Raw genomic sequence first — 12,754 nt, 5'->3', positions numbered from 1 at the left:
CATGCTGAATAACAAAGTTGCCATCGTCACCGGCGCATCGAGCGGCATCGGCCGGGCCTCCGCCTTGCTCTTCGCCGCGGAGGGGGCTGCCGTCGTTGCCAATGCGCGAGGCGAGGCGGAACTGCAGAAGCTGGTTTCGGAAATCGAGGCGGCCGGCGGCCGCGCGGTCGCCGTGACGGGCGATGTCACGGAAGAGGATACCCACCGGAAGCTGCTCGATGCGGCGATCGGCCGGTTCGGCGGTCTCGACATCGCCTTGAACAATGCCGGCACAGTCGGGCCTTACAAGCCGCTGGTTGAGGTGACGATCGATGAATGGCAGCAGACCATGACCATGAATTTCGCCAGCGCCTTCCTCGGTGCACGCTCACAAATCCCGGCCATGCTCGAACGCGGCGGCGGATCGATCATCTTCACCTCCACCTTCGTCGGCACCAGTGTCGGCATTCCCGGCATGGCTACCTATGGCGCTTCCAAGGCCGGCCTGATGGGATTGGTCAAGGGGATTACGGCTGACTATGGGGCGCAGGGCATTCGGGCCAATGCACTTCTGCCTGGTGGGGTCGATACGCCGATGGCCGGCGATGCCGCGCAGAAGGAATGGGCGGCCGGGCTGCACGCGATGAAGCGGATCGGACAACCGGAAGAGATCGCGCGGGCGGCGCTTTTCCTCGCCAGCCCCATGGCGAGTTTCGTCGCGGGAGCCGCACTTTTCGCGGACGGCGGAAACGCGGCAGTCAAATGACAAAAAAAGAGGCCGCGAAAGCGGCCTCTTTTCCTATTCGTCGGTTACGCCCGGCTGCGTTTGCGGCCCTGCTGGCCGCCATTGCGGTTGTCGTTGCCGAACCGAACCGGGCCACGGTTTTCGCCCTGCGGCTGACCGGCATGTGCCGGACGGCCCTGGCCGCCGTTATGCGCCTTGCGCTGGTTGCCGGATTCATGCGGAGCATGCGCCGCGTGCGGGTTCTGGCCGCCATTGCCCTTGCGATGTTCCTTGCGAGCCGGTCTGCCTTCGCCACCGTTCTTCGCCCCGTCCTGGGGGCCGAACTGCTTCTTGGCAGGGCGGAAATCCGACGTCGTGGCAAGATCGTTGTCGGCTTCGAAGCGCGGTGCTTCTTCGCCGCGACGCTGGCCGCGGAAGTCCTCGTTGCGGCGTTCGCCGCGGTGCGGACGGTCGCCATGGGGCCGCTGCGGACGATCGCCACGGAACGGACGATCCTGACGCTCGCCGCGTTCTTCCGAACGGGCGCCGCCTTCATCTTCCGATGCGAAGAAGGGCTTGCGGGCCGGGCGTTCGCGACGCTCCGGACGGCCTTCGCCGTTTCCACGACCGCGACCCTGTCCTGCGCCGTTGCCGCCACCATTGCCGCCTCGGCCGCGATTGGCGCCGCCACGGTTGCCGCCGCCGCGCGAAGGACGGCTCATGCCCTCCGGACGCTCGCCGGAGGCGGTTGCGATTTCGATGGTCATCAGGCGTTCGATGTCACGCAGCAGACCCGTTTCGTCCGGTGCGCAGAAAGCAATCGCGATACCGTCGCGGCCGGCACGTGCGGTACGGCCGATGCGGTGCACGTAGGCATCCGGCACTTCCGGAAGGTCGTAGTTGAAGACATGCGTCACGCCGGGAATGTCGATGCCTCGGGCAGCGACGTCGGTTGCCACGAGGACTCGGATTTCGTTGTCCCGGAAGGCCTTCAGGGCGCGCTCGCGCTGGCCCTGGCTCTTGTTGCCGTGGATCGAAGCGACCTTGAAGCCGATATGCTCGAGATGCTTTGAAAGCTTCTCGGCGCCGTGCTTGGTGCGCAGGAAGACCATGGCGCGGCCATCGGGATTGTCCTCGAGCGACTTCTTGAGGAGATCGGTCTTGTCGTTCTTGCCTGCGACGAAGTGGACGAATTGTTCCACCTTGTCGGCAGCCTTGCCCGGAGGCGTGACGGAGACCTGCACCGGATCCTTGAGGAAGTCGGCTGCGAGATCGGCGATCGCCTTCGGCATGGTGGCCGAGAAGAGCAGGGTCTGGCGCTTGGCCGGAACCATCTTCGAGATCTTGCGAAGGTCATGGATGAAACCGAGGTCGAGCATCTGGTCGGCTTCGTCGAGCACCAGATAGCGTACGGTGGTCAAACCGATCGCGCGGCGGGCGATCAGGTCGAGCAGGCGGCCGGGGGTCGCGACGAGAATGTCGGTGCCCTTTTCCAGCTGCAGCTGCTGCTTGTTGATCGATGCACCGCCGACGACGGCGTTGATCTTCAACGGCGTATTGCGGACATAGCTCTTCAGGTTGACGGCGATCTGGTTGACCAGTTCGCGGGTCGGAGCCAGGATCAGGGTGCGGGTGGTGCGGTTGTCGGGACGCTTGGGGTCCTTCAGGAGCATTTCGATGAGCGGGAGACCGAATGCAGCGGTTTTGCCGGTGCCGGTCTGGGCGAGGCCGATCATGTCGCGGCCTTCGAGAAGCTGTGGGATCGCCTGGGCCTGGATCGGCGTGGGCGTTTCGTAACCAAGCGCAAAAAGAGTGGCTACGAGCTGCTTGGCAAGGCCAAGCTCTTGGAAATTCGTCAAGTCGAATACCTTTTCGGGGCGCCACGAGCCTATGCCGGGGCCGGCACCATGCCGTCCGGTCTGCCTGTGGCGTCAAGAACCCCGCGTGAAGTGGGAACTTGCAAGTTGGAAATTGCTTTCCAGCGCTTAAACCCTGAGGGTCAGGGCGATCTATCTGTGCGCCTTGTTCCTTCTTCGCGGTTATTTTGAACGCGGGGCCAGCTCACGCGGCGGCCGGAAGGTGAAAGCTGATGCGCATTTGGTGGATTTGGGGGCAAAAGTCAAGTGAATGTTTCGCAATTGCGAGACGGGAAATAGCCGGCCATTGCATTCCGGCGCCCCATGGAACCACGGATTTGGAAAAGAGTAAGCCCGCGCTCTATTCGAACGCGGGCTTTGTATGGTTAGGCATTGCGGGGGGTTAGTAGCGCGGGCAGACGCGGGCGCGATAGGCCTCGCCCCATTCGTTCTCGACCCACTCGTAGTGGCAGCGCGGTGCATACTGGGTGCGGTAATAGACGCGCCGCGGCGGCGGTGGCGCGTAGTCGTATTCCGGCTCTACATAGACTGGACGCTGCGACCCCGAGACGATTGCACCGCCGATGATGCCGCCCGCAAGCCCGGCTGCGACGCCGGGCCAGACGTCGTCGTGGTGTCGGTCGCGGGCCTGCGCAGCCGGAGCGGCCGCCGTTAAAGCGCCTGCTACCGACAGAGCTATCAAGCCTGCGGAAATGCTCTTTTGCAGTACGGACATGACTTTGTTCCTTTCCCTCTTGTGGTTTAAGGGCACGGACGGAGCGTCGCCCGCAAAGGCGGCGGATTCATGAAAGCCAGCCATGAGTAGTCTGAACCGTTGTTCAGCCTCCCTCAGTCTGTGGTTGAATATTTTTGGGTGAATGCGCTTCGAGGTAGGTATTTTGACGAAATTCCGGCGAAATGCGGACGCATTTGAGGTCCGCCGATTCTTGGGCTTTCTGTCGTTCCTTCACGCTCTTGCGATCCCATTGAGCGCATAGCCATGGGGATCCCGATAAATCGCCGAAATTGTGCCGCCTGGCTCCTTCATCAACAACACGTTGTTAACGCGCGCGTGCTGTTATCCATTGCTTGGAGGGCCAACGAATCGAACTGGTTACGGCCGGAACGCGGAGTGGAAGGTGGAGACGGAAAGTGAATTGCTGAGAAGGGCGTGCGAGCGGATCAACGATCTTGCCGAACCCGCCTTCATCAAGGACAGCGCCCTCACTTACGTGGCGGTGAACGCCGCCTATGCCCGGCTCTTCGGTAAACATCCGCACGAACTTGTCGGCAAAACGAGCAACGGCCTTTTCGGCAGCGCCGTGGATGCCGATCGCAAGGAGAAGGAATGCCGGGCGATCGTCTTCGGCACCGAGGAAACCGCGTTCTGCTACGACCGCGCCGGCGTGGCGCGGCATGAACTCCACATCGAGCGTTTTCTCACCGAGGATGACCACACCTATCTCTTCGGATCTTTCGTGCCGGCCAAGGGGCTCAGCGTGGTTGCGGGGGCGGGCGCAGACTTGTCCCGCCTGCCGACCAGCCAGAAGGGCGAGCCTATTTCTGTCCTGGATGGCGCGCTCGTTGATGATGCGCTCGACATGCTCGAAATGGGCATCGGCATCTATGACAAGAACGATTCGCTGCTCTACTGGAACTCGGAGCTTTCGAACTATTTCGCATCGATGTCGATCGAGGTCAGGCGCGGCATCACGCTGAAGGAAATCCTTGGTCATGCCTATGACCGGCGCAAGCGGTTGTCGCCGGAGAAGATCGCGGCCGAGACCCCCGGCAAGGCTGCCTGGGTCGAGGAGCGGATGAAACCGTTCCGGCTTCCCTATACGGAAAACATCTATCAGCTGTCCGACGGGCGCTGGATGCGAAGCCTCAACAAGCGCCTCGAGAATGGCCTGCTGCTCGCCGTCCGTCACGATGTGACTGACTTCAAGGAACAGGAAATGCTCCTGCGGGCGCAGGTGGCCGAGACGGAATTGCTGCGGGCAGTCCTTGAGGATCTGCCGGTCCCGGTTTTTGCCCGCAACAGCGACCACCAGCTGACCTATGCGAATGCCGCCTACGAGGCGATGCTCGGCGCCCCGCGCGCGCAATTCCTGGGCAAGACGGAAACGGAGATGTTTCCGGACGCGGCGGAGAAGTTCCGCCTCGAAAACGACCGCATCATGGACGGCGAGGAAATCGACAAGTCGGAGGACGTGACTTTCCCCGACGGCTCCGTCGTGCCGGTGATCACCCGTCTTCGGCGGATCATGACCCGCGACGGCGCCCACCATCTGGTCGGCTCTCGCATGGATGTTTCCTTGATCAAGGAGGCCCAGACCAAGGCGGAAAAGGTCGGCGAAGATCTGCAGACCATCCTTAGCGCCATTCCGGTCGGTATTGCCATTCTCGACGAGACGTTCAATTTCGAATACGCCAATCCCAGTTTTTACGATTTCTGGGATGCAGGCGAGCAGTTCGATCTGCCCGGCCGCTCCTATCGCGACTTCCTGAAGGTCAATTTCGATCGCGGCATCTATGCCGACTCGAACCTCAGCTTCGAGGAGATCTACCAGGGCCGGATCGCGGCGCTGACGGAAGGCGAGGACCGGCCGCCGATCGAGGTGAAAAGCCGCAACGGCCGCAGCATCGTCATTTCCGGTACCGGGCTTTCGGGCGGCAAGACGCTGCTGACCTACATGGACATCACCGCCGTCCGCAAGCGCGAGCAGGAAATCCACGAGGCTCGCGTCGCGCTCGAACAGCATGGCGCGCTGATGCGCGACGCCACCAGCGCGATGTCGCAGGGCCTTCTCATCCTGCATGACGGCGAAATCATCTTCTGCAACGATGCCTTGTCGAGCATGCTCGAAATGCCGGCCGAAATGGCCATGCCCGGCAAACAGTGGCGGGACATCTTCCGCTTCTGCGTCAGGCGCGGCGACCTTGGCCCCCCGGACGTAGCCGCGGACACCCTCAGGAGCTGGGAGGAAAACCTTGCCGCCGGAAAGCCGGTCTTTGCCGATTTCCGGGTCGAGGGCCGCAAGTGGATCCATGTCGAGGCCAATATCACCGGCAGCGACCACTGGCTTGCGATCTTCACGGATGTCACCGACACGAAGGAACGCGAGGAGGAGCTGACGCGGCTTCTGCAGCGCGCCGAGGCGGCCGACCGGGCGAAGTCCGAATTCCTCGCCAATATGAGCCACGAAATCCGCACCCCGATGAACGGCGTGCTGGGCATGGCCGAGCTGCTCGCCAAGTCCAATCTCGATACCCGCCAGAAGACGTTCATCGACATCATCGTCAAGTCGGGCAACGCGCTGCTCACGATCATCAACGACATTCTCGACTTCTCCAAGATCGACGCCGGTCAGATGAAGCTCCGCAAGGCGCCGTTCGATCCGGTCGAGGCGATCGAGGACGTGGCGACGCTGCTATCCTCGTCCGCTGCGGAAAAGGACATCGAACTTATCGTGCGCGGCGATGCGTCCGTACGCGAGACGGTCATGGGGGATGCCGGTCGTTTCCGCCAGATCATCACCAACCTGGTCGGCAATGCGGTGAAGTTCACCGAAAAGGGCCATGTCTTCATCGATCTGATGTCGAAGCCTACCGCGCCCGGCAAGATGCTGCTCACGATCCGCATCGAGGATACCGGTCTCGGCATCCCGGACGAGAAGCTGCGGTCGGTTTTCGAGAAGTTCTCCCAGGTGGATACGTCCTCCACCCGCCGCCACGAGGGCACAGGCCTCGGGCTTGCCATTACCGCCGGGCTCACGGAGCTTTTCGGCGGGCGTATCGAGGTCGAAAGCGAGCTCGGTCGCGGCTCGGCCTTCACCGTGCATCTGCCCTTCGATGTGGTCAGCGAGCGGAACGTCCAGACGGTTCTGCCGATCAATACGAGCGGCGCGCGCATCCTCGTGGTCGACGACAATCCCGTCAACCGCCGCATTCTGAGCGAGCAGCTTTCCATGTGGGGCTTCGACGCGGTCGCAGCCAACGGCGGCGCCGAGGGGCTTGCGATCCTCGGGGAGGCCGCCCGGATCGGCGTTGCGGTCGACGCCATCGTGCTCGACTACCACATGCCGGAAATGAACGGCCTGGACTTTGCCAGGAACCTGCGGAGCGACGCCCGGTTCGACGGTACCGGCGTCATCTTCCTGACCTCGATGGACATGGCCAGCGACGACAGCACCTTCCAGGCGCTCAATATCCAGGCGCATCTGATGAAGCCGGCCCGCGCCAACCTGCTGCGCAGCACGATCATCGAGGTGGTCCGCTCGATCCGCACGAAACGGCGTGCGCTGGAGAACCTTCAGATCCGGCCGGAGGCAGCTCGTATCCCTTCCCAGGGGGACGGCCCGAACTCCCGTCCGGTCACGACCGCCACGCCCGGCATCGCCGATGAACCGGTCTCGACGCCGCCGATGCGCTCCAATCCGACACTCGACGTGCTGGTGGCGGAGGACAACGAGGTCAACCAGATCGTCTTCACGCAGATCCTGCAGTCGACCGGCTGGCTGTTCCAGATCGTCAAGAATGGCGCCGAGGCCGTCGAAGCCTGGAAAGAACACGAGCCGGCGGTGATCCTCATGGACGTGTCCATGCCGGTCATGAACGGGCATCAGGCGACCCAGAAGATCCGCGAACTGGAAAGCCAGAGCGGGTTGCACACCCCGATCATCGGTGTGACCGCGCATGCGCTGGAAAGCGACCGCGAACTCTGCATCAAGGCCGGCATGGACGACTATCTGTCGAAGCCGATCAGCCCGGAAGCGCTCGAATCCAAGATCCGCGCCTGGATCGGCGGCGGTGCCGTAAATTCGGTTTCCGGTTAGAGCTTCTGCGTTCGCTCGGACGCATAACGACGAACTACGCCCATTGTACTAACCCGTATGGGGGATTTTTCGGCGCAGCAATTGTGCCATTCTCCCTCTCACTCGACAGACTGTTGAGGGGCTCGAACGGGAAAAACGGTCGAGCCCTGATTTTTCCCCAGTAAGTTCTGCGTCTGGTGAAGGGCTCGCGCCCTGGCGGACCGGCGCGAGCTCCCTGACCGGTTTCCGGTGGGCGAGCCGGGATCTCTTTCGGGTCAGGCTTCAAATGATCGTTTCTTCACCCCGGTGCCTTCCGGTATCGCAAAATAACGGCAAAGTCCGAGCCGGTCCATTTCCGGAAAGGTTGGCCGTTACTGACGCAACGGCATAGCGACGCGCATAGAGCTGGATGACAAAGCCACTCTTCCTGGCCACGCGCCGCCGTACCGATCATTCAACCTGCTTCAGCGGCCTGCCTCTGGCAGCGCAGCATATCCCGCACCAGGCTCACAAGCTCCAGCAGAGGCGTTCCCCGCCGCTGCTCCACATCGATCCGACGACAAATCAAGCGCAGGTCCAAACCCACAAACATCCATGCTTACCCCAATGAATCAGCCCGCCTGATATATAGCTGGATTTGCCGCCGGGGAGTATCCTCCGTGTTCGGGGATACGGCGATACATTTCGAATCCCATTCGATTTAGGCCATAAGGGGGTGTTTATGCAGCCGTTTCACCCAATGTCCAAGTTGATCTTGACGGTAAAGTACGGTCACCTGATACGTGAGACAGCATGTTGCACCCCCCAACGCAGTGCGGTCTTAGCGGCCGGCTTTGTATAACCGGCCGCTTTCTTTTGTCGGCATTTGCCCGGGTTCCGTCCGGTAAGCTCGTGCAATCCAATGGCTTCAGGGAAGACACGGATTTGCTCTTGAACGCGTCGTTGGAGGACTTGAGAACAGCATGCATGTCCTCGCGCTCTGCCTCCGACACAAAATCAGCTTACCCAGAACGGATGAACCAACGGAATTCAGCCTAGCTCCTTTGAGTGAGTTGTGACTTTCTGTTCTGGGCGTAAAGTTCTCTTTCCCAGGTCGTGCATAGAAGAGTCTAGAACTTGGGAGAGGCCCGCGCAGGGGGAACAGGCGCGGGCCTTCTACTGCGCGGGGAGCTGGAACAGCCCACCCCCATAATTGCCGCAACAATTGCGCGGAATTGAGTAGCAAACGCCATGTCCGCTTCGGGCCGAGGCGGCTACTGCCAATCTCGTCGTCAATACCGAATGCGCTATCGCTCAGCCCCGTGAGGTCATCCATACGCCAGCCAACGTCACCGCCAGCCCAGCGAATGTCGCGACGGTTAGGGGCTCTGAAAACAACATCCATGCCCACAGCATTGTCACGGGCGGGCTGAGATAAATAGCCGCGCTCACTTTGGCAACAGGGAACAGCCGCAGACTGGTATAGTAGACGGCGTAGGCGAGGAACGTTGAGATCAGGACCAGCCAGATCATCCCGACCGCGAAATCACGGGTCATCGGTGGAGCCAGACTGCCCTGCGTCAACGCACACAGGCCGAAGAGAACCGAGCCCGTCAGTGTCTGAATGCAAAGTGCCTGATGGACGGGCATATGCTGCGTCTTGCGTCTCCTATGCAGGACCGAGGCGACAGCGAATATCAGCATGGAACCCACGGTCAGTCCGTACGCCCAGACCGGAGCCGCACCGAAACTGAGGCTGTCGAAGGATACGATCAAAACCCCGATGACGGCTATCATAGTGCCCAGCCATTGCCGTGCGGTCAGCCTTTCCCCGAGGACGGGTTGGGAAAGAGCGGCGATCGCCAGCGGAAGAAGGTCGGCGATGAGCGCGACCAGCCCCGTCGGCACTTTTTGCTCGATGGCCAGCGCAAAGCCTCCCAGATACAGGAACACGGCCATGATGCCGAACAGGGCCTGATCTCTGATCGCACGCATGGATATGCTCGGCCCGATCGCCAACGCGAAGGGCAGAAGGATCAGTCCCGAAAGCAATGTCCGCCAGAACAGCAGAAGCATGACGCTCGCCTCCTCGTTGGCATACCGGATGCCGACGAAGCCTGAACTCCATCCGATGATCAGGAGAGTGGCCAGCAACGGCCATAACAAAGGATGGCGACCTGCTGTGGCGGAAGGAAGAGAGATGTCGGTCATCGAGCGCTCTGTTGCGAGGAATACGAAGTACCGATAGGTCGATCGCACAATACACGCACATGACAAATTTCGATGAGTTCATGACATTTCGTAAATCAGTGTCATGACCGGCGTCGTTCGTGATAAGTTTCTCTCTGGAGAGAACGACACGGATATAGTCATGAATGAACTCAACAGTCGCCGCCTCGAGATCGACGCTTTGCGGGCGCTTTCCGCGATCCGACAACATGGTGGTATTACAAGAGCAGCGGTCGCTCTGGGCCTCTCACAGTCGGCGGTGAGCCATAAGATCAAGAGACTGGAAATCAGCCTCGACTGCGAGCTGCTCGGACGTAAATCGGGCGGGCCGATGTTTACGGCTGCCGGTGAAGACTTGCTGGACTACGCTGGCCGCATCCTCGGGCTGCACGACGAGGCCCTGTTAAGTCTTTCCAAGACTCCGCTTGCTGGAAGAATCGCACTCGGACTTACCGAAGACACCGCATGTACTGACCTCGCTCGGATCTTTGGTCGCTTCAGGCGGCTGCATCCGAACGTCGCGGTCCGAACCAAGGTGCGTATGAGCTTGGTCCTTCGCGCTATGCTGGAACGCGGCGAACTTGATGCCGCAATCGTTCAAGTCTTCAGTCATGAAGTGCGGCCGAAGGACGTAGTCCTCTATAGGGAAGACCTTCACTGGGTGAAGCATCCCGAGTTGATGATCCGGCATGATGGCCCGATCCCGTTCTTGTCGTTTGATGACGAATGTTTCTATCGACAATGGGCGCTCGACATCGGCCAGGAAGATGCGGTTCTTGAAACCGTTTTTGAGTGTTCAAGCGCCGCCGGTATTGTGTCCGCCGTTAATGCGACAATGGGCGTAGCGTTGCTGAGTGACCGCCATATCCGAGGCGAGATGCAGATAACGACCGATCGTCTGCCGCCGCCACCATCCCTGGCCTATGTCGTGAGACGTGCCCGTAAGTCGAGAAATCCGGCTCTCGACTGCTTAGTTCGAGAAATCGAGAGCGACATTGGTCGCCAGGGCGGGTTGGCCCTTGCTGGTTGACGACGGCTGGTCCGTATCCGGCGCAAAGTTGGCGTGGCTGCCTGGCGGCATTTACTACCGATTGCCGCAATTGCGATGGCTGCGGGGTCACGCTTTGACGCCGCAAAGCATCTCGCGTTTTCCGGCAAATCCCGGGCGGCGTTCGACGTCGAATCCGGCGGCGGACAGGTTGCGGCGCACGAAACCGGCGGCCGCATAAGTGCCGAATGTCCCGCCAGGGGCTGTCTTTTCGTGGATCGCCTGCATCAGGTCCGGCGACCACATATCCGGATTGCGGGACGGCGCGAAACCGTCGAGGAACCAGGCGTGGAACCCCGGTTCGGCCGCAGTGACGGATTCCAGCGCGGGGCCGCAGACGACGGTGAGCCGCGTCTGCGGATCGGCTTGGATCTCGACCTTTCCCGCGGGTTCGTCCGGCCAGGCGGCGGTAAGCGCACCGCGTTCGGCATCGATCTCCGGCCAGCGGGACAGCGCGCGGTCGATCTCTTCGCGTTTCATCGGGTAGAGCTCGAAGGAGATGAAATGAAGTTTGCCCGCAGGGGAGCGGGAGAGTTTCCACTGGCGCCAGGTTTCGCAAAAATTCAGGCCGGTGCCGAAGCCGAGTTCGCCGATCCTGAAGTCTCCGAATGGTGACCCGTAGCCCCGCCAACGGTCCGGCAGACCGTTGCCTGCGAGGAAGGTGTGGCCGCATTCCAGCCGCCCGTCGGTGCGGCAATAAAAGTGATCGCCAAACTTCTGGGAATAGGGCATATCGCCCTCGTGCCAGTCCAGCGGCTGGTTTTCCCCCGCAACACCGTCGGGGCGGGCAAGCTTTTCGGGGTCATCGTCGCTCATGGGACATGCGGATAATCCTGCCGGCTCCAAGGGTCAACCGGATCCTGGCGGTCAATCTCACGATCTTCCGGCAGTCGTCGATCTCGTCATCCTCGGTGGCGGCGTCATGGGTCTGTGGGCGGCGGTCAAGGCCGAGCGCCTCGGTGTCAGAACGTTGCTCGTCGATGCGGGCCGGCTGGGGCAGGGGGCAAGCGGCGGGCTTCTCGGTGCGCTGATGCCGCACATGCCGGACAAGTGGAACGACAAGAAGCAGTTCCAGTTCGACGCGCTGCTGTCGCTCGAAGCGGAAATCGCCGGCATCGAGGCGGCGACCGGCATGACCTGCGGGTACCGCCGTTGTGGGCGGCTGATCCCCTTGCCGAAACCGCATCTCAGGACGATCGCCTTGCGGCATTCCCAGGACGCCGAAACCTGCTGGCATCAGCACGACCGCCACTTCCACTGGCATGTCGTCGATCGAGCCCCTTACGAAGGTTGGCCGGATGCATCCTTCGCCGAAGCCGGTCTCGTCCACGACACTTTCGCGGCCCGCGTTTCGCCCCGCGGCCTCATTGCCGCGCTTGCGGCTTCCCTGCGCCCGGCAAGGCATGTTCGTATCGTCGAAGGGCTCGGCGCCGAGCGGATCGATCCGGAGAGAAACCGCGTGATCTTCGAGGGCGGCGAAAGCGTTGCCTTCGGTCATTGCATCGTTGCGGCAGGCCATCAGTCCTTCCCGTTGTTGGGACACATCTCGCCGCCGCTGCCACGGCCGCTCGGACAGGCAGTGAAGGGGCAGGCGGCATTGCTCAGGGCCGATGTCGATCCGGCGCTGCCGGTCATCTTTCTCAACGGGCTCTATGTCGTCGCCCACGAGGGCGGGCATGTCGCAGTCGGCAGCACCAGCGAGGATGCGTTTGAAGACGCCGCCTCGACGGACGGTCTGCTCGACGACCTGATCGCCCGCGCCCGTGCCCTCGTGCCGGCCCTGAGGGAGGCGCCGGTCGTGGAACGCTGGGCGGGGCTTCGGCCCAAGGCCGTCGATCGCGATCCGATGGTCGGGCCGCATCCGGATCACCACAAGGTGATTGCTCTCACAGGTGGTTTCAAGGTCAGCTTCGGGCTTGCCCACAAGCTCGCGGAGGCGGCGCTTGGTCCGGTAAATGGCCAGGAAATGCCGCTTCCTGACTCTTTTTCCTTGGAAAGTCATCTGGCCGCCGCCGCGCGTTAAACGCGAATCCTGCGCCGCCCTCGTCGTTAATTTGTCACGCAAATCACGTACCTCCATTCGTGGGGTAATTGAGCAATGTGTAAAATACTGGGGCAGAGA

8 protein-coding genes are annotated in these 12,754 nt (G+C 61.6%); 4 read left to right on the top strand and 4 right to left on the bottom strand.

The window, feature by feature from the left end; all coding sequences use genetic code 11:
- Position 1 precedes the first annotated feature (1 nt).
- Positions 2–745: an SDR family oxidoreductase gene (locus C5L13_RS16005; protein ID WP_105384267.1), complete on the top strand. Its 744-nt coding sequence runs from the start codon at positions 2–4 to the stop codon at positions 743–745.
- 44 nt (positions 746–789) lie between these two features.
- Here the strand turns inward: C5L13_RS16005 and C5L13_RS16000 are convergent, their stop codons facing one another.
- On the bottom strand, positions 790–2,562 hold the full coding sequence (locus tag C5L13_RS16000) for a DEAD/DEAH box helicase (protein ID WP_105384266.1): 1,773 nt from the start codon (positions 2,560–2,562) through the stop codon (positions 790–792).
- Between the two features lie 400 nt (positions 2,563–2,962).
- Positions 2,963–3,295 (bottom strand): hypothetical protein, encoded by a 333-nt coding sequence (locus tag C5L13_RS15995; protein ID WP_105384338.1) that lies wholly within the window; start codon positions 3,293–3,295, stop codon positions 2,963–2,965.
- Positions 3,296–3,698: 403 nt separating this feature from the next.
- On the opposite strand from C5L13_RS15995, the gene C5L13_RS15990 reads away from it, so the two are divergent.
- Entirely contained in the window at positions 3,699–7,397 is a 3,699-nt protein-coding gene (locus tag C5L13_RS15990) for a response regulator (RefSeq protein WP_105384265.1), read from the top strand.
- 1,272 nt (positions 7,398–8,669) lie between these two features.
- Here the strand turns inward: C5L13_RS15990 and C5L13_RS15985 are convergent.
- Positions 8,670–9,566 (bottom strand): DMT family transporter, encoded by an 897-nt coding sequence (locus C5L13_RS15985; protein WP_105384264.1) that lies wholly within the window; start codon positions 9,564–9,566, stop codon positions 8,670–8,672.
- A gap of 160 nt (positions 9,567–9,726) precedes the next feature.
- Between C5L13_RS15985 and C5L13_RS15980 the strand changes: the two genes are divergently transcribed.
- Complete coding sequence (locus tag C5L13_RS15980; RefSeq protein WP_105384337.1) at positions 9,727–10,614, top strand: LysR family transcriptional regulator; 888 nt, start codon at positions 9,727–9,729, stop codon at positions 10,612–10,614.
- An 87-nt stretch (positions 10,615–10,701) separates the two neighbouring features.
- Here the strand turns inward: C5L13_RS15980 and mnmD are convergent, their stop codons facing one another.
- Positions 10,702–11,448, bottom strand: a complete 747-nt coding sequence (gene mnmD, locus C5L13_RS15975) for a tRNA (5-methylaminomethyl-2-thiouridine)(34)-methyltransferase MnmD (RefSeq protein WP_105384263.1) — start codon at positions 11,446–11,448, stop codon at positions 10,702–10,704.
- Between mnmD and C5L13_RS15970 the strand changes: the two genes are divergently transcribed.
- The gene (locus tag C5L13_RS15970) at positions 11,447–12,655 is read left to right on the top strand and encodes an NAD(P)/FAD-dependent oxidoreductase (protein ID WP_105384262.1); all 1,209 of its coding nucleotides are present in this window, start codon (positions 11,447–11,449) and stop codon (positions 12,653–12,655) included. The genes mnmD and C5L13_RS15970 overlap by 2 nt on opposite strands.
- Positions 12,656–12,754 lie beyond the last annotated feature (99 nt).

Source organism: Neorhizobium alkalisoli (assembly GCF_002968635.1).
Taxonomy (GTDB): domain Bacteria; phylum Pseudomonadota; class Alphaproteobacteria; order Rhizobiales; family Rhizobiaceae; genus Neorhizobium; species Neorhizobium alkalisoli.
Note: the sequence above shows the minus strand (reverse complement) of the source record. Positions and strands in the feature narration are given on the sequence as shown.

Excerpts from the sequence above, each read along its gene's own strand:
- C5L13_RS16005 (WP_105384267.1), top strand. The coding sequence starts at position 2 with ATGCTGAATAACAAAGTTGCCATCGTCACCGGCGCATCGAGCGGCATC.
- C5L13_RS15995 (WP_105384338.1), bottom strand. The coding sequence starts at position 3,295 with ATGTCCGTACTGCAAAAGAGCATTTCCGCAGGCTTGATAGCTCTGTCG.
- C5L13_RS15985 (WP_105384264.1), bottom strand. The coding sequence starts at position 9,566 with ATGACCGACATCTCTCTTCCTTCCGCCACAGCAGGTCGCCATCCTTTG.
- C5L13_RS15980 (WP_105384337.1), top strand. The coding sequence starts at position 9,727 with ATGAATGAACTCAACAGTCGCCGCCTCGAGATCGACGCTTTGCGGGCG.
- C5L13_RS15970 (WP_105384262.1), top strand. The coding sequence starts at position 11,447 with ATGGGACATGCGGATAATCCTGCCGGCTCCAAGGGTCAACCGGATCCT.
- mnmD (WP_105384263.1), bottom strand. The coding sequence starts at position 11,448 with ATGAGCGACGATGACCCCGAAAAGCTTGCCCGCCCCGACGGTGTTGCG.